The 18,809-nt window shown below is 74.4% G+C and carries 22 protein-coding genes; 4 read left to right on the forward strand and 18 right to left on the reverse strand.

Translation table 11 applies throughout. From position 1 onward, the window contains the following. Window positions 1-122 precede the first annotated feature (122 nt). Window positions 123-2,174, forward strand: coding sequence for a sensor domain-containing diguanylate cyclase (locus tag E4P39_RS07210; RefSeq protein ID WP_135135728.1), 2,052 nt, complete (start codon window positions 123-125; stop codon window positions 2,172-2,174). Window positions 2,175-2,192: 18 nt separating this feature from the next. Here the strand turns inward: E4P39_RS07210 and E4P39_RS07215 are convergent, their stop codons facing one another. From E4P39_RS07215 to E4P39_RS07285, 16 genes are all read right to left on the reverse strand, one after another. Next, window positions 2,193-3,026, reverse strand: coding sequence for a tyrosine-protein phosphatase (locus tag E4P39_RS07215; RefSeq protein ID WP_245159691.1), 834 nt, complete (start codon window positions 3,024-3,026; stop codon window positions 2,193-2,195). 105 nt (window positions 3,027-3,131) lie between these two features. Then, entirely contained in the window at window positions 3,132-4,022 is an 891-nt protein-coding gene (locus tag E4P39_RS07220; RefSeq protein WP_135135730.1) for a 3-methyladenine DNA glycosylase, read from the reverse strand. A gap of 20 nt (window positions 4,023-4,042) precedes the next feature. Further along, window positions 4,043-6,016, reverse strand: coding sequence for a GAF domain-containing protein (locus tag E4P39_RS07225; protein WP_245159692.1), 1,974 nt, complete (start codon window positions 6,014-6,016; stop codon window positions 4,043-4,045). Next, a complete protein-coding gene (locus tag E4P39_RS07230; RefSeq protein WP_135135731.1) occupies window positions 6,001-6,750 on the reverse strand; it encodes a 3-hydroxybutyrate dehydrogenase in 750 nt (249 codons plus the stop codon). Before E4P39_RS07230 ends, E4P39_RS07225 begins: the two co-directional genes overlap by 16 nt. Window positions 6,751-6,858: 108 nt before the next feature. Then, window positions 6,859-7,038, reverse strand: coding sequence for a hypothetical protein (locus tag E4P39_RS07235; RefSeq protein ID WP_135135732.1), 180 nt, complete (start codon window positions 7,036-7,038; stop codon window positions 6,859-6,861). A 25-nt stretch (window positions 7,039-7,063) separates the two neighbouring features. Beyond that, window positions 7,064-7,279 (reverse strand): hypothetical protein, encoded by a 216-nt coding sequence (locus E4P39_RS07240; protein ID WP_135135733.1) that lies wholly within the window; start codon window positions 7,277-7,279, stop codon window positions 7,064-7,066. A gap of 178 nt (window positions 7,280-7,457) precedes the next feature. Next, the gene (locus E4P39_RS07245) at window positions 7,458-9,302 is read right to left on the reverse strand and encodes an acyl-CoA dehydrogenase (RefSeq protein ID WP_135135734.1); all 1,845 of its coding nucleotides are present in this window, start codon (window positions 9,300-9,302) and stop codon (window positions 7,458-7,460) included. Between the two features lie 120 nt (window positions 9,303-9,422). Beyond that, the gene (locus tag E4P39_RS07250) at window positions 9,423-9,698 is read right to left on the reverse strand and encodes a lipopolysaccharide assembly protein LapA domain-containing protein (protein WP_245159693.1); all 276 of its coding nucleotides are present in this window, start codon (window positions 9,696-9,698) and stop codon (window positions 9,423-9,425) included. Between the two features lie 235 nt (window positions 9,699-9,933). Continuing rightward, window positions 9,934-10,116, reverse strand: a complete 183-nt coding sequence (locus tag E4P39_RS07255) for a hypothetical protein (protein ID WP_135135736.1) — start codon at window positions 10,114-10,116, stop codon at window positions 9,934-9,936. A 143-nt stretch (window positions 10,117-10,259) separates the two neighbouring features. After that, complete coding sequence (locus E4P39_RS07260) at window positions 10,260-10,685, reverse strand: hypothetical protein (RefSeq protein ID WP_135135737.1); 426 nt, start codon at window positions 10,683-10,685, stop codon at window positions 10,260-10,262. A gap of 37 nt (window positions 10,686-10,722) precedes the next feature. After that, a complete protein-coding gene (locus E4P39_RS07265) occupies window positions 10,723-11,358 on the reverse strand; it encodes a TetR/AcrR family transcriptional regulator (protein ID WP_135135738.1) in 636 nt (211 codons plus the stop codon). Between the two features lie 154 nt (window positions 11,359-11,512). Next, complete coding sequence (locus E4P39_RS22230; protein ID WP_167761667.1) at window positions 11,513-11,650, reverse strand: hypothetical protein; 138 nt, start codon at window positions 11,648-11,650, stop codon at window positions 11,513-11,515. Window positions 11,651-11,743: 93 nt separating this feature from the next. Further along, the gene (locus E4P39_RS07270; protein ID WP_245159694.1) at window positions 11,744-12,619 is read right to left on the reverse strand and encodes a metal ABC transporter permease; all 876 of its coding nucleotides are present in this window, start codon (window positions 12,617-12,619) and stop codon (window positions 11,744-11,746) included. Beyond that, window positions 12,616-13,443 (reverse strand): ABC transporter ATP-binding protein, encoded by an 828-nt coding sequence (locus E4P39_RS07275; RefSeq protein ID WP_135135739.1) that lies wholly within the window; start codon window positions 13,441-13,443, stop codon window positions 12,616-12,618. The genes E4P39_RS07270 and E4P39_RS07275 overlap by 4 nt, the downstream gene beginning before the upstream one ends. Then, window positions 13,440-14,423 (reverse strand): zinc ABC transporter substrate-binding protein, encoded by a 984-nt coding sequence (locus E4P39_RS07280; protein ID WP_135135740.1) that lies wholly within the window; start codon window positions 14,421-14,423, stop codon window positions 13,440-13,442. The genes E4P39_RS07275 and E4P39_RS07280 overlap by 4 nt, the downstream gene beginning before the upstream one ends. Before the next feature lie 77 nt (window positions 14,424-14,500). After that, window positions 14,501-15,517, reverse strand: coding sequence for a TIGR03617 family F420-dependent LLM class oxidoreductase (locus E4P39_RS07285; RefSeq protein ID WP_135135741.1), 1,017 nt, complete (start codon window positions 15,515-15,517; stop codon window positions 14,501-14,503). A gap of 71 nt (window positions 15,518-15,588) precedes the next feature. Here E4P39_RS07285 and E4P39_RS07290 point away from each other — a divergent pair, with 71 nt between their 5' ends. Then, window positions 15,589-16,395 carry a TIGR03084 family metal-binding protein gene (locus tag E4P39_RS07290; RefSeq protein ID WP_135135742.1) on the forward strand — a complete coding sequence of 269 codons (807 nt, stop codon included), beginning with the start codon at window positions 15,589-15,591 and terminating at the stop codon, window positions 16,393-16,395. Window positions 16,396-16,452: 57 nt separating this feature from the next. Here E4P39_RS07290 and E4P39_RS22235 read toward each other — a convergent pair whose 3' ends face one another. Together E4P39_RS22235 and E4P39_RS07295 are read right to left on the reverse strand one after the other, a co-directional pair. Beyond that, a complete protein-coding gene (locus tag E4P39_RS22235; RefSeq protein ID WP_167761668.1) occupies window positions 16,453-16,599 on the reverse strand; it encodes a hypothetical protein in 147 nt (48 codons plus the stop codon). A 63-nt stretch (window positions 16,600-16,662) separates the two neighbouring features. Next, a complete protein-coding gene (locus E4P39_RS07295; protein WP_135135743.1) occupies window positions 16,663-17,589 on the reverse strand; it encodes a ribokinase in 927 nt (308 codons plus the stop codon). An 86-nt stretch (window positions 17,590-17,675) separates the two neighbouring features. Between E4P39_RS07295 and E4P39_RS07300 the strand changes: the two genes are divergently transcribed. Both E4P39_RS07300 and E4P39_RS07305 read left to right on the forward strand, forming a co-directional pair. After that, window positions 17,676-18,017, forward strand: coding sequence for a DUF3140 domain-containing protein (locus tag E4P39_RS07300; RefSeq protein WP_135135744.1), 342 nt, complete (start codon window positions 17,676-17,678; stop codon window positions 18,015-18,017). Between the two features lie 9 nt (window positions 18,018-18,026). Next, on the forward strand, window positions 18,027-18,719 hold the full coding sequence (locus E4P39_RS07305) for a methyltransferase domain-containing protein (RefSeq protein ID WP_245159695.1): 693 nt from the start codon (window positions 18,027-18,029) through the stop codon (window positions 18,717-18,719). Window positions 18,720-18,809: the final 90 nt, after the last annotated feature.

The following is an 18,809-nucleotide window of genomic DNA, read 5'->3' on the forward strand; positions in this document are numbered from 1 at the left end:
AGGCACCGCGCCGTTCCTGCCGATGCAATCCTCGTGAACGACGAAGGGACACCGGGCCGGCCCGGGCTCTCCGCCACGCGGCGGAGCCCCGGGGCAGTTCCTCCGTCCCCGGGGTGCGCTCGATGACCGCCCTTCGGGACAGCGAGGCCCGAGAGACGTCGGGCGCCACCACGGGCGGGCTGCTCCGCTACGTCCGCGCCCACGGTGGCAACGACGCCGTCACGCAGCTGCTCGCACTGGCCGGCCTCCCGTACACCGCCGAGGAGCTCGACGACCAGTCCCGCTGGTGGAGCTACGACACCCGGATCCGGCTCTTCGCCGCGGCCACCGAGGTCCTCGGGGACCGGGACACCATGTTCAAGGTCGGCTCCGCGGCTCTGCACAGCGGACTGACCCACTCGATGGTGCTGCTGCTGCGCGCCACGGGCACGCCCCGACAGGTCATCCGGCAGCTGCCGCGCGCCGTCGCGAAGTTCTCGACGACCTCGACCATGGAGGTCCTCGAGTCCGGTGCGACCGCGGCGACGGTCCGCTTCCGGCTGCGCGACGGCTACGTGCACTCCCGCCTGGACTGTGACTACGCGCGGGGCCTGCTCAGCACGGTTCCGACGATCTTCGACCTTCCCCCCGCCCAGATCGTGCACGGCGAGTGCGAGTCCGACGGCTTCTCCGCCTGCATCTACGAGCTCCGCTGGGACCGGCGGAGCCGCCTGCCCCGCCGTCGTTCCCGCGCGGCGGACCTGGAACTGACGGCGCTGCGCGGGCAGCTGCGCATTCTGCAGTCGGCCAGCACCGACCTGGTCGGCTCCGACGACGTGGAGACGGTGCTGCACCGCATCGTGGCGCGCGCTGCCGAGGCCGTTCTCGCCCCCTCCTACCTCCTGGCCGTCGCGGCGCCGGCGGGCGGCTCGCCGCTCGTGCACAGCGCCGGCGTGCCCGAGCACGAGGTGGCCGGTCTGGCGGCGGCCCTGCTGGGCGGCGGGGACCTGGGATCGCGCGCAGTGGTGGTCGACGTCGCCTCCGCCCGCCGCTCGCACGGGCGGCTCGCCGCGCTGTACGGACCGGGCTACGGGGCCATTGGTGACGAGGCCTCGATGCTCGCCGCCTACGCCGGCCATGCCGCGGCGGCCCTCGACCTGCTCATCGCGCTGGAGGAGGCCCGGCTGGAGGCCAACCGCGCGAGCGCGCTGCTCGAGCTCGCACACGAGCTGGCGGCCGCGCCCGACGCACAGTCGGTGACCGACGTGGTGGCCTCGGCGCTGCCGCGCATCGTCGGCTGCAGCCGGGCCAGCATGATGCTCTGGGATCCGGGTGCCGGTGTCCTGCGCACCTCGGCGGCGGTGGGGATGACACCCGAGCAGGAAGCACTGCTCCGCGGTGCCGCCCTCCGTCCCGAGGACACTCCGGAACTCGTCGGGATGCTGACCGACCCCGCGCCGCTGGTGATCGACGACTCCAGCAGCAGCCCGGTGCTGCAGGGCATCCTGCGCGGCATCGGCAGCGCCGACGTCGTCGCGGTGCCGCTGCTGGCGGGCACAACGTTCCTGGGTGTCGCGACCGCCGGCTTCGAGGCCGGGGAGGCGCCCGCCTCGCTCGCCGGAGACGTCCTCGACCGCCTCCGCGGCGTGGGTGACCAGGCCTCGACCGCGCTCCAGAAGGCGCGCCTGCTCGAGACGGTCCGCCACCAGGCGACGCACGACGCCCTGACCGGACTGCCGAACCGGGTCCTGTTCCTGGACCGCCTCGAGGGCGCCCTCGCGGGCTCGGGCCGCGGAGCGCGTCTCGGCGTCCTCTTCTGCGACCTGGACCGGTTCAAGGAGGTCAACGACACGCTGGGCCACGCGGCGGGGGACGAGCTGCTCCGGCAGGTGGGCGCGCGGATCCGTGGCGCCGTCCGGCCCGGCGACACCGTCGGCCGGCTCAGTGGCGACGAGTTCGCGATCATCCTGCCGGGGCTGGTCGAGCCGGCCGACGCGCACGGCCTGGCCGCGCGGGTGACCGCCTGCTTCGCCGAGCCCTTCCGGCTCGAGGGGACCGATGTGGCGGTCGGCACGAGCGTGGGCGTCGCCGTGCACCTCGCCGACTCCGAGCGCGCGGCCGAACAGCTCCTGCGCGAGGCCGACGCGGCCATGTACCGGAACAAGCAGACCCGCCGGAGCCCCCAGCCCCGCTGACGCCGGCGGGCCGGCGCCTCAGTCGCGCAGCCGGGCGCGGAGCGCCGCCTGCTCGCGGGCGCCGAACCCGTGTGCCTCGAGCCACCCCGCCGCGCCCCCGTGGCGCTCGTCGAGCAGCGTGAGCACCCGGTCCATCGTCTCCGCGCGCGGCGTGTGGCTGGCGACGTCGCGGCGCTCCATGTCCCCGGCGTAGGTGGGGGACGCCGCCAGCTTGGCGACGAGCGCCTCGATGACGTCGGCCGTCATCGCGTAGTCGGCGACGATGTCGTCGTGTCCGACCCCGGCGACCGCCAGGGCGAGCGCGACGACGACACCCGTCCGGTCCTTCCCCGCCGCGCAGTGCACCACCGACGCCCCCGGCCCCCCGGTGGCGAGGGCCCGCACCGCATCCACGACGGCACCGGACCGGTCACCGAGGTACCCGAGGTAGGCGCGCACGGCCGGCGGCTCCTCCTGGTCGTGCGCCGCCGCCTGCCGCGGCAGCAGCGACTCGACCCAGTCCGCCGGCAGCCCCTCGACCACCTCGTCCTCCTCAACCGCGAAGACGTCGGTGTAGTGGCCCCGCTCGGGGATCAGGCTGAAGTGCCGGTGGGTCACCTCGGGGACGGCGCGCAGCGGCCCGCGGCCCTCCAGCAGGATCTCCGCGGTGGTGCGCAGGTCGATCACCTCGCGCAGGCCGATCTCCTGCACCAGTCGGCGGACGTCGTCCTCGCTGAGGGTCTGCAGGTTGTCGCTGCGCAGGACGCGGCCGGCCACGGTGACGCCGCCGTCCGTGGTGGGCAGTCCGCCCAGGTCGCGGGTGTTCGTCGTCCCGTCGAGCCGCACCCAGCGGCCGGTGCGCGTATCGGTCACCCGACGACCGTACGACGCCCGCCGGCGACTGCTTTGCGGGTGTTGTTCAAACATTGCGTGCGTTGCAGCACTGCCAATGTCGGCACAGCACCCGCAAAGCGTGCGTCAGGGCGTCCCGGTGAGCTGGTCACAGACGTCCATCAGGCGCTCCCGGAGCTCGGCGCCGCGCCGGGCGAACCCGCGCTGGGCAGCGGCGTAGGCCGCCTTCCCCTCGGGGGTCTCGATCGCGACGGGCTCGTAGCCGTGCGCGCGGAGGTCGTAGGGCGAGGCCCGCATGTCGAGCTCGCGGATCTCGACGGCCAGCTCGAAGCAGTCGGCCACCAGCTCGCCGGGGGTGGCCGGGCTGAGCTTGTAGGCCCACTTGTAGAGGTCCATCCCGGCGTGCAGGCAGCCCGGCTGCTCCAGGTCCACCTGCGACTCCCGTGTCGGGCGGAGGCGGTTGAGGCCGACGGCCGGGGGCGTGAAGAACCGGAAGGCGTCGAAGTGCGTGCAGCGGATCGGGTGCGCCTCCACGACCGCGTCCGTGCCCGCCCGGCCGAGACGGAGCGGGACCGGGTGCCGGGTGGTGGTGTCGCGGTAGACCATGGCCCACTCGTGCAGGCCGAAGCAGCCGCTGAAGGCCGGTCGTCCCGCGGTGGCGGCCAGCAGTTGGCGGACGAACCGGACGGTGTCCCCCCGCTCCGCCAGGAAGGCCTCGGAATCGAGACGCACGGATCCGTCGGGACCGGTCGCGTACCAGCGCCACGCCGCGTGCGGCGGGGGACCGGCCGGGCACGGCGCCAGCGTCGTGCCCGGGCCGGGGTGCCAGCGGCCGAGCCGGCCGGGCGTCTCCGAGTAGTAGGTGAACAGGAAGTCGAGGACGGGGTGCGTCTCGCCGCGACGACGGCGCTCCCGGTGCGGTGCGGTCCAGCGCTCGACCCGCGCCGCGTGGGCATCGGCCAGTGCGGCCCACTCCTCCGCCGCCAGCACCGAGGGAGACGCGGCGACGGAGGGCACGACGCCAGGGTAGGAGGCGGTCAGTCCTCCGCCGCGCCGGCGAGGCGCTGCAGTCGCAGGGCGAGCTGCACCTCCAGCGCCCGGTCGGGCGAGGACCAGTCCTTGCCGAGCAGCCGGCCCACCCGCTCCAGTCGCTGGGTGACGGTGTTGACGTGCACGCGCAGTGCCTCGGCCGCCCGGGCGGGGGATCCGCCGGTGGCGAAGTAGGCCTGCAGTGTGGACGCGAGGTCGGTCCCCCGCCTCGCGTCGTACTCCAGGACGGGCGCGAGGGTCGAGGCGACGAAACCGCGCACGTCCCGTCCCTCGCCGACGAGCAGGCCGAAGAAGCCGAGCTCGTCCGCGCTGCCCGCGCTGTCGCTCCGCCCGAGGGCCTCCAGGGTCGTCGCGCACCGGGCCGCCTCGGCGTGCGCCGGTGCGATGGCCGCGGGCCCGTGCGCCGGGCCGCTCCCGCCGACCGTCACCGGCCCGGCACCGGCCTGCGTCAGCTCCCGGTGCACCGTCGCCGCCGCCGCGCCCGGGGTGAGGTCGGGCAGGCAGAGGACGACGCAGCCGTCGTGCATGCCGGCGAGCCCGCCGCGCGTGGCGGCCAGGTGGGTGGCCGCGGCCAGGGCGCGCGCCCGGGAACGTTCCTCCACCCGGGCCACCGCGACGGCCAGCGGGCGGTCGAGGTCGGCGCCCAGGCGTCGGGCGCGCTCGCGCAGGCCGTCGGGGTCGCGGGCCGAGGAGGTGAGGAGCTCGCCGAGCAGCTCCCCCCGGACCCGGTTCTCCGCCTCGCCGGCCGTGCGGCGGATCAGCAGGAGCAGCGCCGTGACCAGGGCGGCGCGCTCGAGGATGCGCTGGTCGGACTCCGGCAGCTCGTCGTCCCGGTGCAGGACGAGCCCGCCCAGCAGCTCGCTGTCGACCGTGACGGCGGCGGTCCACCAGCTGCCGTCACGCACCGTGTGGCCCGTCGCCCGGGCGCGGGTGAGCGCAGCCGCCGGGTCCGGGGGCAGACCCGCCTCGGTCGGCCGCGCGTCCGCGGGGATCACCCGGCCCTCCTCGTCGAGGACGGTGATGCAGCTGCCGAGCGCGTCGGTCACCGCGGCGGCGACGTCCTCGACACCGCCGCCGCGCAGGACGACGTCGATGAACCGGTCGTGCGCACCGGCGGCCCGCTCCACCGACGAGGAGTGCGCCTGCAGCTCCCGCGTCGCCGCGGACAGCTCGTCCAGCGCCGTGCGGGTCTCCTCGAGCAGACGGGCGTTGTCCAGGGCGATCGCGGCGTGGGCGGCGAGCGAGCCGAGCAGGGCCACCTCGGAGCGGTCGAAGGAGCGCTCGCTGCGGTCGGCGGCGTACAGCACGCCGATCACCTGGGACCCGCGGATGAGGGGCACGCCGAGGATGGCGACGAGCCCCTCGTCGCGGACGCCGTCGTTGATCTCGGCGGTGTGCCGGAAGCGCCCGTCGGCGAAGTAGTCCGCCGTCGCGTACGGGGCGGCCGTCTGGGCGACCAGGCCCCCGAGCCCGGCGCCCATCGGCAGCTGCAGCGCCTGGAAGCGGGCCGACACCGTGCCGTCGGTGACCCGCATGTAGGTGTGGCCGCGCGCGTCGTCGTTGAGGGTCAGGTAGGAGGTGTCGGTGCCGAGCAATTGACGGGCGCGGCGCACGATGGCCAGCAGGACCGAGTCCACCCCGCGGAGCGCCGCCAGGTCGCTGGCCGTGTCGAACAGTGCGGTCAGCTCCGTCTCCCGGCGACGCCGGGCGGCGAAGGCCTCCCGGACGGCCAGGGCCAGCGCCTTGACCCGTTCGAGCTCCACGAGCTCGGCACCGTCGGCACCGCCGGCCCGCGCCCGCACCAGGGGACGCTCGAACTCGATCGCGGGCGCGTCCGAGAGGAGCAGCTCGAAGAACTCCGCCGCGCGGCCGGCGGGGGAGCCGGCGCCGCCCGTCGCGGGGCCGGCCGGGGGGTTCCCGAGCCGCGCTCTGGGCGGGCGCGCGCTCAGTGGGCGCTCCACCCGCCGTCCATGACGAGGTTGGTGCCGGTGACCGACATGGCGACGGGGGAGCAGAGGTAGGCCACCGCCTCGGCAACCTCCTCGGGCTCGAGAAGGCGCTTGATCGCCGCGGGCGCGAGCATCACCTTCGCGACGACGTCCTCCTCGCTCAATCCGTGGGCCTTGGCCTGGTCGGCGATCTGGCCCTCCACCAGCGGAGTGCGCACGTAGGCCGGGTTGACGCAGTTGGAGGTCACCCCGTGCGGGGCGCCCTCGAGCGCGATGACCTTCGAGAGCCCCTCGAGCCCGTGCTTGGCGGTCACGTAGGCGGACTTGTACGGGGAGGCGTACAGCCCGTGGATGGAACTGATGTTGACGACCCGCCCCCAGCCCCGCTCGTACATGTGCGGAAGCGCGCCGCGGACCAGCCGGAAGGGCGCCTCGAGCATCAGCCGGAGGATGTAGGAGAACCGGTCGACGGGGAACTCGTGGATCGGCGCCACGTGCTGCAATCCGGCGTTGTTGACCAGGATGTCGACCGCGAGGTCCAGGGCGTCGACGGCCTCGAGGTCGGACAGGTCGACGGCGACCGCGGTGCCACCGACGAGTTCGGCGACGGCCTTCGCCGCCTCGGCGTCCCGGTCGACCACCACCACCTCGGCGCCGCCTGCGGCCAGGCGGACGGCGCAGGCCCGCCCGATGCCCGATGCGCCACCGGTGACCAGTGCCCGACGTCCCGCCAGATCGTTCGCCATGAGGGCACGGTAGTGGCCCCGGTCACGACGCCTGTACGGCGGGGGAGCACACGACCCGGCCGGGTGATGTGGGCCCGCGGCACACCTCCCTCGTCGGCGGGTGAACCGTCAGTCGGGCTCGTTGCCGGGGCGCATCACCGAGTCGTCGCGTTGGGCCTCGCTGTCGGTGGTCAGCGTGGCGTCCCCGGAGCCCCCGGCGTCCTGCGCGCCGTCCTGCTGGTCGTTCTCGACCGGACCGTCGCTGGTGTCCGGGGAGTCCCCGTAGCCGGTGCTGTCTGACTCGCTCATCGGTCTCCTGTTCAGGATCGGTCGGTCACGCGCTGCCGTCGGGGTCCGCTCGGTCGAGCAGGCCGAGGTCGCTGCCCGGGGCGGCCGGCTGGTCGTCGCCGTGCGCGGAGTCCCGCTCGACGGCCTCGTCGCGGGTCAGCGGCACGTCGTCGAACCCGGTGCCCGTCGAGCTGTTGTCGCCGGTGCCCGAGGCCGTGGGGATGTCCTCCTGGATGCGGTCGCTGCCCGCCGGGTCGGTCATGGCCTTCCCTGTGCCCGCCGTCGCCGGTCGGAAACGGCCGGCGCGTACGGGGCGGAGCCGTGGGTGGGCCGGTCGCGGGGCCCGGAGGGTCCCCGACCGGGACATGGTCAGCGGCTCCACGTCGGTCGGGCACGGCTCCTGGCCGCGGTGTCGTCCGGAGGACGACGAAGTGCACAGCTCAGAACGCGGCCTCGGGGACCTCCATGAGCGCGTTGTCGGTGTTCTCGACGATCGCCCGCTCCGAGGAGAGACGCGGCAGCACCTGGGTGGCGAAGAACCGGGTGGCGGCCAGCTTGCCCTCGTAGAAGTACCGGTCCTTCTCGCTCACCTCGCCGGACAGCGCCGCCAGGGCGACCTCCGACTGGCGGATCAGCAGCCAGCCGGTGATCAGGTCGCCGGTGGCCAGCAGCAGGCGGCTGGTGCTCTGCGCGACCTTGTACAGCGAGGTCATGTCCTCCTGCGCGGCCGTGAGGTGGCCGAACATCGCGGTGAGCATGCCCTGGACGTCGGCGAGAGCGGCGCCGAGCAGCCCGCGCTCCTCCTTGAGCCGGCCGTTGCCGGCCTCACCGTCGACGGTGGCCTGGATCTGCCCGGCCAGCCAGGTCAGCGCCACGCCGCCGTCCTTGACGATCTTCCGGAAGAAGAAGTCCTGACCCTGGATCGCCGTCGTGCCCTCGTAGAGCGTGTCGATCTTGGAGTCGCGGATGTACTGCTCGATCGGATAGTCCTGCAGGTACCCGGAACCGCCGAGCGTCTGCAGCGACTCGGCGGTGAGCAGCTGGGTGGCCCGCTCCGAGCCGAAGCCCTTCACGATCGGCAGCAGCAGGTCGTTGACCCGCTCCGCCAGCTGCGCCTCCTCGCCGTGCCCTTCGCCTGCCGCCTCGGCCGCGGTGACCCGGTCGCGGAAGCTCGCGGCGTAGAGGTAGAGCGCCCGCATGCCCTCGGCGTAGGCCTTCTGGACCATCAGCGACCGTCGGACGTCGGGGTGGTGGGTGATGGTCACCCGCGGGGCGTCCTTGGTCGTCGCGGTGAGGTCGGCGCCCTGGATGCGGGTCTTCGCGTAGTCGAGGGCGACCATGTAGCCGGCCGAGAGGGTCGCGATCGCCTTGGCGCCGACGAACATCCGGGCGTGCTCGATGACCTTGAACATCTGCGCGATGCCGTCGTGCACCTCGCCGACCAGCCAGCCCTGGGCGGGCACGGGGCCGTCGCCGAAGGTGAGCTCGCAGGTGGTCGAGACCTTGAGGCCCATCTTCTTCTCGACGTTGGTGACGTAGGCGCCGTTGCGTTCGCCCAGCTCGCCGGTCCCGAGGTCGACGTGGAACTTGGGGACGACGAACAGCGACAGCCCCTTGGTGCCGGCCTTCGCGCCCTCGGGGCGGGCCAGGACCAGGTGGATGATGTTGTCGCTCAGGTCGTGCTCGGCGGAGGTGATGAACCGCTTCACGCCGTGGATGTGCCACGTGCCGTCGGGCTGCTGGACGGCCTTGGTGGTGCCGGCGCCGACGTCTGAGCCCGCGTCGGGCTCGGTGAGCACCATCGTGGCTCCCCAGCCCTTCTCCAGCATCAGCTCGGCCATGCGCTTCTGGTCGGGGGTGCCGAGCTCGTCGAGGATGGCGGCGAAGGCGGAGCCGGACCCGTACATGAACGCGGCCGGGTTGGCGCCGAGGATCATCTCGAACGCGCCCCAGGTCAGGGCGTGCGGTGCGCCGAAGCCGCCGAGGTGCTCGGGCAGGTCGAGCCGGTACCACTCGCCGTCCTCGATGGCCTTGACCGACTTCTTGAACGACTCGGGGAGCGTCACCGAGTGCGTCGAGGGGTCGAAGACCGGCGGGTTCCGGTCGGCGTCGGCGAAGGAGGCCGCCACGGGGCCCTCCGCCAGCCGGCGCACCTCGCCGAGCACCCCGCGGGCGGTCTCGGCGTCCATCTGCTCGAACGGGCCCGTGCCGAAGCGGTCCTTCGTGTCCAGGAACTCGAAGAGGTTGAACTCGAGGTCCCGGAGGTTGGCGGTGTAGTGGCTCATGGCGCTGGGCTCCCCGTGCGGTCCGGCGGCGACGTCCTACTCGCCGGTAACAAGAATATTACCGACGGGTAGACCTCGGGCAAGTTCGGGCACCGGACACGCCCACGGGAGTGAGAAAGCTCAGCGGTGGCGCCGCGCCCGCCGCAGCAGGGAGGCCAGCGCCACCACGAGCCCGCCGAGGAGGGCGGCCACCAGGAGGGCAACCACCAGCGGCGCCTCGATGTCGGTGAAGACGAGGCTGATGCCCACGGTCTGGGTGTTGAACACGACGAACAGGACGAGGAGGACGGTCACGAACACCAGGAGCGCCGCGGCGAGGGTGCGCCCGATGGTCCGCCCGGTGTGCCGCGGTGCGGGTGCGGCCGGCGGCGGGCCGGACACGGGTGGGGCGGACACGGGTGGGGCGGAGGCCGGCGCGGGGGTCGGACCGGCCGGTCCCCCGACGGGCGGTGGGGACGGCGAGCTGTACGGCGGGCCGGCCGGGAGCGGGTCGACGGGGGAGCCTGCCGGGCGCGGATCGGGAGCGGTCACGTCACCAGTGTCCTGGGCGGCGCGGCCGCGTGCAGGCCAGCGCGCCGGACGTCGTCGCGCGGGCCGGCGACGGACGGACGGTGACCTGCCCTGTCGGCGCTCAGTGCGCGTCGGGCTCGGTCGCCTCGGGCGGGTAGCTCGGTCCCGCGTCGCCGCCCGCGTCGCCGCCCGCAACGCCGTCCGCGTCGCCGTCCGCGTCGACGTCGCCGTCCCCGGTCGGGGCGACGTCGCTGCCGAGGGGACGCGCTTCGCGCTCGTCGTCGTCCGGTGCCGGCATGGTCATGCGCCCGAGGGTGGAACGCCTCGGCAGCAACGGCGACCCAGGGCGAGCGAACGGGCTGCCCGTGATCAACGCCCGTCCAGCGCCCTCTCGTGGAGCGGGAGAGGGCGCTCAGGAGGCGCTGATCGTGTCTGGGGCGACGGGTGTCAGTCGGACAGCGCGGGCCCGGCCTCGTGGCGGGGATGGCCCTGCGTGCGCTCGCGCTGCTTCATCCGCGCCTCGTGGACGTGCCGGTCGCCGTCGGCCAGCTCGGTCCGGGCGCGCTCCTCGAAGTCGCGGAAGGTGGCCCAGTAGTTCGCGTCGTAGTCCTCGACGATCTGGAAGGTCCACCGGTCGGCGATCACGTTGCGGCCGACGAGGTCGCGCTCGAGGTCGCCGGCGAGGGCGTCGTGGCCGGCTTTCCGCAGCAGCTCGACGGCGTCCTGCAGCAGGAGGTCGGCCTTGCCGGTCAGCTGGTGGAAGCCGTAGAGCAGCCCGCGGGCCTGGTCCACCGTCTCGAGCGCCTCGGACAGCTTGCCGAGGCCCTCCACGGTCGTGTCGTCGAGGTCGGGGCGGCTGCGGTCGGTCGTCACCGGCCCATCGTGCGGGTGGTGCCGGACCGCCGCGAGCTCAGGCCCGGGTCTCGGCGATGGTGATCAGGCGCTCGGCCAGCTGGCGACCGTGCGACGCGGGGCCGTCCGGGCCGAGCAGGCCGCCGGAGAGGTACATGCCGTCGATGATCAGGTGGATCTGCGCGGCGAGGTCCTCGCCGCCGCGCGGCACGATCTGGTCGGCCAGGCGCTCCAGCCGCAGGTGCAGCTCGAACTTGTAGTCGGCGGCGGCGCTGCGCGCGGGGTGCTGCGGGTCGTCGTACTCGCTGCTGACGTTGGTGAAGGGGCAGCCGCGGAAGCCGGTCCGGGTGACGTCCCGCTCGACGGCGTCCACCACCGACAGGAGCGCGGCGCGCGGGTTCCCCTCGAGCCGGACGAGCTCGGCGTCGATGAAGGCGAGCACCGTGGCGGCCTTGCGGGCGAGGTAGGCGCCGACCAGGTCGTCCTTGCTCTTGAAGAGCCGGTAGACGGTCATCTTGCCGAGGCCGGTCTCGCGGACGAGCTCGTCCATGCCGACGCTGCGCGAGCTGCGCCCGGCGAAGAGCCGCTCGGCGGTGTCGAGGACGATGGCCTGCCGCTCGGCGCGGCTGCGGCGCACCGGGGCCCCGGCGTCTGCGGCGGCGTCGGCGGGGGCGAGGCTGAGGGCGGCGGTCACGGGCCGATCGTGCACCACCCGCGTGACGGAGCAGTTCGCGGCACGCCGGGATGGTTGCGCTGGGTGACGAGAGACGCGCGGGCTGAGCGGGACGGCGGGGGTCGCTGAGACCGGTGTGGCTACGGAGAGTGATGATCTCCGTTTCGAGTGGAGCTCAGGCGCGGCGGATCCGCCGGGGGTTGGCCAGCAGCCGCGCCGTGGTCATCGCCGATGCATCAGGGCTGCGGGACTCCTCGGTCTGCGGAGTGGAGGAGTCCTCGCCCAGCCGGGCGTCGTGCTGCGAGTCGGCCATGCGGACAGCCTGCCCTCGCCTCTCCCCGCAGAAACAGACCTGACGGGGTGATCCACACCGTAGGGGGTGAGATCCCGCTCACGCAGGCGCAGGTCAGTGCGGGTGATGGTTGTCGACGGGGGCCCGCGCGGGCGTCGCGCGCCGGCCACCCGGAACCAGCAGGACGGCGAGCCAGGCCAGCACGGCGAGGGACACGATGAAGAAGCTGGGCGGCAGGTCGACCATCGCCGAGAGGACCAGCCCGCCCCACACCGACCCGAGGGCGATGGCCACGGCGAGCGCCGCGACGCGGACGGGACGGGCGGTGATCCGCAGAGCGGTGGCGGCCGGCGTCACGACCAGCGCGAACAGCAGCAGCGTGCCGACGACCTGCACTGCCATCGTGATGGTCAGGGCCAGGAGGACGACGAAGGCGATCCCCAGGGCCCGCACCGGGACGCCCCGGGCCTCGGCCACCGCCGGGTCCACCGACGCGAAGACCAGCGGCCGGGCGAGGACGGCGAGCGTCCCCACGACCGCCGCGGTGAAGGCGGCGAAGACGAGGAGCTGGTCCTCCGAGATCGCCAGCAGGTTGCCGAAGAGGACCGACGTCGTCGTACCGGCGTTCGCGCTGGCCAGGGACGCGAACAGGACCCCGACCGCGGTGGCCAGCGCCAGGATCGTGCCGGTGGCCATCTCCCGGTCGGCGACCCGCCGGCCGAACAGGCCGATCAGCAGCCCGCCGCCGACGCAGAAGACGGCGAGCCCGAGAGTGACCGGGACGCCGAGGAGGATCGCGCCCGTGGCGCCGGGGAAGCCGATGTGGGCCAGGGCATGGGCCGCGAACGCGTTCTGCCGGGTGATGACGAAGTAGCCGAGCAGCCCGGCGGCGACGGCGACCAGCGAGCCGCCGATGAGCGCGTTGCGCATGAAGGTGGTCTGCAGGACGTCGAGCCAGTTCGACTGGAACTCGACCGCGAGGAGGGTCACGCCTGCGGCTCCCGCCACGCGGCGCGGGTGAACAGGTCGCCCTGGGCCGTGCGGACGACGCCGACCGGGGTGCCGTAGAGGTGGGTCAGCAGCTCCTCCTGCACCACCTGGCCGATCTCGTCGTGGTGCGGGTGCCCGTCGAGCAGGTACACGGCGTCGGTCAGCACCGGCAGCAGCGGGTTGAGGTCGTGGGCGACGACCATGATCGTCACGTCCCGCTCCCGGCGCAGGTCGCCGAGCAGCCGGACGATCTCCTGCTGGTTGCGCAGGTCGAGGTTGGCCAGCGGCTCGTCGAGCAGCAGCAGTTCGGCGTCGTCCACGATGGCCTGGGCGATCGCGACCCGCTGCTGCTGGCCGCCCGACAGCTCCGACATGCGGCGCTCGGCGAACGCCTCGGCACCCACCCAGGCCAGTGCCTGGTCGACCCGCGCCCGCTCGGCCGGCGACGTCCGCCGCAGGCCGAATCGGCTCCCGGTGAGACCGAGGGTGACCAGGTCGCGGGCGCGTATGGCGTCCCCCAGGGCCGCGGTGTAGTTCTGCGGTACGTACCCGATCCGACGGTTGCCGCGGCGCGGCGCGGCGCCCAGGACCTCGACGCGGCCGGCCGTGACCGGCAGCAGGCCGAGGGCGACCTGGAACATCGTCGTCTTCCCGGCGCCGTTCGGACCGATCACGCCGACGACCGCGCCCGCGCGGACGGTGAACGTGCCGTGGGACCAGACGGTCTGCCCGCCGCGGGCGACGCTGACGCCGTCCAGCACCAGAGCCGGCGGGCGGCTGCCGCCCGCGCTCCGGTCGGCGGTCGGGACGCCGGAGGACGTCACGGGGTCGCGGGGAGGGCGTCGGAGAGGGCCGAGAGCTGGGCGAGCTGCCACGCGACGAAGGAACCGTCGGCGTCCGACGGCGATTCCGTCACCTCGACCACGGGGACGCCGGCGTCCTCGGCGGCGGCCCGCAACTGCTCCGGGATGGTGCCGCGGGTCTGGGCGTTGTAGATCAGGACGTCCACCGATCCGTCGCTCAGAGCCGCCTCGAACGCCGTCAGGTCGCCGGGTGTCGGCTCGCTCTCGTTCCCGGCCGCGCGACGGTAGCCCTCCGGCGTGACGTCCTCGAGCCCCAGGGCCGCGGCCATCCGGTCGAAGACGGTCTCGGTCGCGGCGTAGGTGCGCCCGTCGGCCTCGGCGCGCAACGACTCGACCGCGTCGAGGTAGGGCTGCAGGTCCTGGGCCCACGCGGCGGCCTGCTCGTCGAAGTAGCCGGCCGCGTCGGGGGAGAGGGCGCCGAGCTCCTCGGTCACGGCCGCGGCCACGTCCGGGAGGACGTCGGGTTCGTACCAGAGATGCGGGTCTGCGCCGCCGTGCCCGCCGTCCTCGGCGCGCTCGTCCTCGCCGGCGTGGCCACCACCCTCCAGGCCGGCCAGGTCCGCCACGTCCACCAGTGCGGGGGCCGGGTCGAGGTTCTCCACCGCGGCCTCGGCCCAGCCGTCGTAACCCGCGCCGTTCACCACGACCAGCTCGGCGTCCGAGAACGCGGCGATGTCGGCGGTGTCGGGCTCGAAGCTGTGCGGGTCGACGGCGGACGACGCCACGACGGTGGTGACCGTCGCGCACGCGCCGCCGAGGCTCTCGACCAGGTCGGCCCACTGCCCGACCGACACGACCACGTCCACGATCTTCCCGGGGCAGGCGTCAGGATCCCCGGCCCGCACCGCCGCATCGTTGCCGGCGCTCCCACCCTCGGAGCACCCGGTCAGGACCAGCGCCCCGAGCGCGGCCAGTGCGACGGTCGTGCGGACGTGCTGCATGGTGGGGAACTCTCCAGTTACTGACAATGATTCTCATAACCAGTATGCCGGACGCCGGTGCAGGCGACGGCGGGAGGTCAGCGGAACGCCTCGGTCAGCGGATCCCACAGGTCCAGCGGCGCGGGGTAGGACGCGTAGACGCTGAACCGGTCGACCAGGCCGTCGAACCGCGCGCGGACGGCCGGGCCCACGTCACCCGGCTCCCCGACCACCGCGAACGTGCCCAGCACCTGGTCGTCGACGAGGTCGCGCATCGCCGACCACTTGTCCTCGCGCCGGGAGACCGACAGCGCGTGCAGCTCGTCGGCGAGGGAGTCCCAGCCGTGCAGTTCCAGCACCGGCCGGTAGGCGGGCGTGCTGCCGTAGAAGGCGATGGTCGCCTTCACCGCCGCGGCAGCCTCGGCGCGCTCGGCCTCGGTCCACCCGGTGACGACGAAGCCCGGCAGGCTGACCGTCACCTCCCCCCGCGAGCGCCCCGCCGCCTCGAGCCCCTCGGCGAGGACGGGCAGGGTGCGCTCGCGCAGGTAGCGGGCGGTGGTGAACCCGTGGGCCAGGAGGCCGTCGGCCACCTCGCCGGCCAGGCGGGTCATCCCGGGCCCGACGGCGGCCAGGTGAACCGGCGGCGCGCCCCACTCGTGGGGCGGGGGCGAGAACATCGGCGTCATCAGCGTGTGCCGGTAGTGCTCCCCCTGGAAGCGGAGCCGGGTGCCGTCCTGCCAGGCGGCCCAGATGGCCCGCAGAGCGGCGATGTACTCGCGCATCCGCTCGACCGGAGGGCTCCACGGCATGGAGAAGCGGCGTTCGATGTGCGGCTTCACCTGGCTGCCCAGCCCGAGCACGAACCGGCCGCGGGTGTAGCGCAGCAGGTCGTGCGCCGTCATCGCCAGGGTCATGGGGGACCGGGCGAAGGCCACGGCGATCGCCGTCCCGACCTGCAGCCGGTCGGTCGCCAGCCCGGCGGTCAGCAGCGGCAGGAACGGGTCGTGGTCGGCCTCCGACGCCCACACCCCGGCGTAGCCGCGGGCCTCCAGGTCTCGGGCGGTGCCCGGGACGTCGTCGATCCCGGTGGACAGCAGCGCGGCATCGAGGAGCACGGTTCGCGAGCCTGCCCGACCAGTACGGTTCCCGCGAGGGTCGGCAGCGTCCCGGCGTCGCGGAGGTGGGCATGGCGGACCGGAGTGCGTTGCTCGCCGGGCTGCTCGCGGATCTCGAGGCCGAGTCGGCCGCCCTGGACGCCGTGCTGGCCCGGCTCGAGGACTCGGAGTGGCGCCGGCCCACGCCCGCCGCGGGCTGGACGGTGGCGCACCAGATCGCCCACCTCGCCTGGACCGACGGTCAGGCGCTGCTCGCGGCCACCGACCCCGAGGGCTTCCGGCGGGCCGTCACCGACGCGGGGCCCCGGCTGGGGGCCCACGTCGACGACGCCGCCGAGGCCGGCGCGACCCGGCCGCCCGCGGACCTGCTCGACCGCTGGCGGGCGGGGCGCCGCGCGCTGGCCGACCGGCTCGCCGCCCTGCCGGACGGGACGAAGCTGCCCTGGTTCGGTCCGCCGATGAGCGCCGCCTCGATGACGACCGCCCGGCTGATGGAGACCTGGGCCCACGGTCTCGACGTCACCGATGCGCTGGGGCAGCCGCCGTCGGTGTCGGACCGGCTGCGGCACATCGCGCACATCGGCGTCCGGACCCGGGACTTCGCCTTCGCCCAGCACGGGCTGCCCGTTCCCGAGGAGCCCTTCCGGGTCGAGCTGACGGCGCCGGACGGCGGCACGTGGAGCTGGGGTCCCGAGGACGCTGCACAGCGGATCGCCGGGCCCGTGGTGGACTTCTGTTCGCGGGTGACGCAGCGCCGGCACCGTGCCGATCTCGCGCTGAGCGCCACTGGGGACGACGCGGACCGCTGGCTGGACATCGCCCAGGCGTTCGCCGGCCCGCCGGGCGCCGGGCGGGCCGCCTCCGGAACGGCCGCCTGACGGCGGCCCCGATCGGCCCGCCCGGCCGACATGGCCATTGTGGCCGCCGGGAAAGGGTCAGGCGTCCGGGGTGTCGGCGTCTCCGCTGGTCTCGGCGCCCTCCGCCGGGTCCTGGGGATGCGGCGTCCGGCCGCCGGCGCCGTGTTCCCCGGGGTCCTCGCCCTCGGCGGGCTCGGTCGAGTGCTGGCGGTCGGGGTCGGTCATGGCGGTTCGCCTCCGGAGGTCGCGGTCGGCGTTCCTGTGCCCGCGGTTGCTGCCGGGAAACCGTCAGCCGACGTCGACGGCGTCCGGCACCCGGGGCAGCAGCGCCCGGACGGCGGCGTCGTCCGGCAGCGCGCCCCGGGCGCCCGGCCCCGTGGTGGACAGGGCCGCGGCGGTCACCGCGTGCCGCACCGCCTCGGTCAGGCCCGCGCCGCAGGCCAGCGCCTGCGCGAGCGCGCCGCAGAAGCAGTCCCCGGCGCCGGTGGTGTCCACCGGTGTCACCGGTGGGGGCGCCTGCAGCTCGGGCGTCCCGCCGTGCGCCGGCACCACCAGCGCACCGCGCGCGCCGAGGGTGACCACGACGGCGCAGGACGCGACCGACCGGGCGAGCGACGCCAGCTCCGCGGCGCTGCGCTCGCCCGGCGCGACGCCGGCCAGCTGCGCGAGCTCGTGCTCGTTGGGCACCAGCACGTCCACCCGCCCGAGCAGGTCGGCCGGCAGTGGCTGTGCGGGCGCCGGGGTGAGGACGACGGTGCCGGTCGCCGCCCGGGCCGCCGCCACCACCGTGGGCATGGGCACCTCCAGCTGGAGCAGGACCACCCGCGCGCGCCGCACCGAGTCGACGTCGACGTCCTCGGGGGTGAGCGCGGCGTTGGCGCCGGGCACCACCACGATCAGGTTCTCGCCGGTGCCGTCCTCCACCGGGATCGTCGCCGATCCGGTGGGGACGCCGGGGGTGCGGCGCACCCGGCCCACGTCCACGCGGGAGTCCGCCAGCGCGGCCAGCTGCCGGTCGCCGGCCGGGTCCTGGCCGACCCGTCCCACCATGTGGACGCCGACTCCCAGGATGCCGGCGGCGGCCGCCTGGTTGGCGCCCTTCCCGCCGGGCGCGCGGGTGGCCGTCCGCCCGATCACCGTCTCGCCCCGCGCGGGAAGCCGGCCCACGGCCACGAGCACGTCCTCGTTCAGGCTGCCGACGACGGTGACGGACACGCGGGACCTCCGGTGCGGGCGGAAGGGGTTTCCCCTTCAGCCGGGAAAGGTACGGCCCTCCGAGCAGGCCGATCTCAGGAGGACCCGTGGCCCAGGACGACGCTGCCGACGTGCGGCGCGAATTCGCCCAGGCGGTCAACATGACCGCCGCGGAGCTGGAGAAGTGGCTGCAGACCGAGGAGTCGCAGGCGATGGGACAGAAGAACGGCGGGTCCGACGAGTCCACCGGCCACGAGTCGGGACGCCGCATCGTCGAGCTGCTGCGCACGAAGAAGGACGACCTCACCGACGACGACATCGCGCACATGCGCAAGGTCCACGGTTACGTGCAGCGGCACCTGGCCCAGGAGCCGGCGAAGGATGACGTCGAGACGTCGCGCTGGCGGTACTCGCTGATGAACTGGGGCCACGACCCGCTGAAGACGTAGGTTGCGCGGGTGCTGCGCAACGATCCCGCCCAGTACGACGAGCTCGCCGATCAGTGGTGGGAACCCGCCGGGGACTTCGCGATGCTCCACTGGCTCGCGGCGTCCCGGACGGAGCACATCCCGCCGGCACCGCACCCGGACGCCGTCCTGGTGGACCTGGCCTGCGGCGGGGGTCTCATGGCCCCGCACGCCGCCGCTCTCGGGTACCGCCACGTCGGCGTCGACCTGAACCTGCTCGCGGTACGGGCCGCCGCCGACCACGGCGTGCTCGCGGTCCGCGCGTCGGTCCTGGCGGTGCCGCTGGCCGACGGCTGCGCCGACGTGGTGGTCGCGGGCGAGATCCTGGAGCACGTCGAGGACGACGTCGGGGTGCTGGCCGAGTGCGCCCGGCTGCTGAAGCCGGGCGGCACGCTGGTCATCGACGCGATCGCGGCCACGCTGCTGGCCCGGCTGATCGCCGTCGAGCTCTTCGAGCGGATCCCCCACGGGGCGCCTCCCGGCATCCACGATCCCGCTCTCTTCGTCGACCGGAGGCGGTTGCTGGCCGCCGCCGACGGGCTGGGTCTGGATCTGCGGCTGGTCGGGATCCGCCCCTCGGTGCGGGACGTCGTGGCCTGGCGGCGGGGCCGTCGACCGGGCGTGCGGATGAAGCCGGTGTTCACGTCCGCGGTCCTGTTCGCCGGCTACGGGCGCAAACGCTGACGGGCCGCGCATGGGCGGGAACGGGCGGGTGGCGGAGCAGCGTCGTACCGTCGGACAGATGACGCCGAGCCCGCGCGCCCCGGAGACCCG

It is taken from the genome of Blastococcus sp. CT_GayMR19 (assembly GCF_004570385.1).
Taxonomy (GTDB): Bacteria; Actinomycetota; Actinomycetes; order Mycobacteriales; family Geodermatophilaceae; genus Blastococcus_B.

What these genes read in the sequence shown, in the direction of transcription:
- E4P39_RS22235 (WP_167761668.1), bottom strand. Translation starts at nt 16,599, where the DNA reads ATGACCGACCCCGACCGCCAGCACTCGACCGAGCCCGCCGAGGGCGAG.
- E4P39_RS22230 (WP_167761667.1), bottom strand. Translation starts at nt 11,650, where the DNA reads ATGGCCGACTCGCAGCACGACGCCCGGCTGGGCGAGGACTCCTCCACT.
- E4P39_RS07290 (WP_135135742.1), top strand. Translation starts at nt 15,589, where the DNA reads ATGGCGGACCGGAGTGCGTTGCTCGCCGGGCTGCTCGCGGATCTCGAG.
- E4P39_RS07255 (WP_135135736.1), bottom strand. Translation starts at nt 10,116, where the DNA reads ATGACCATGCCGGCACCGGACGACGACGAGCGCGAAGCGCGTCCCCTC.
- E4P39_RS07210 (WP_135135728.1), top strand. Translation starts at nt 123, where the DNA reads ATGACCGCCCTTCGGGACAGCGAGGCCCGAGAGACGTCGGGCGCCACC.
- E4P39_RS07240 (WP_135135733.1), bottom strand. Translation starts at nt 7,279, where the DNA reads ATGACCGACCCGGCGGGCAGCGACCGCATCCAGGAGGACATCCCCACG.
- E4P39_RS07245 (WP_135135734.1), bottom strand. Translation starts at nt 9,302, where the DNA reads ATGAGCCACTACACCGCCAACCTCCGGGACCTCGAGTTCAACCTCTTC.
- E4P39_RS07230 (WP_135135731.1), bottom strand. Translation starts at nt 6,750, where the DNA reads ATGGCGAACGATCTGGCGGGACGTCGGGCACTGGTCACCGGTGGCGCA.
- E4P39_RS07235 (WP_135135732.1), bottom strand. Translation starts at nt 7,038, where the DNA reads ATGAGCGAGTCAGACAGCACCGGCTACGGGGACTCCCCGGACACCAGC.
- E4P39_RS07280 (WP_135135740.1), bottom strand. Translation starts at nt 14,423, where the DNA reads ATGCAGCACGTCCGCACGACCGTCGCACTGGCCGCGCTCGGGGCGCTG.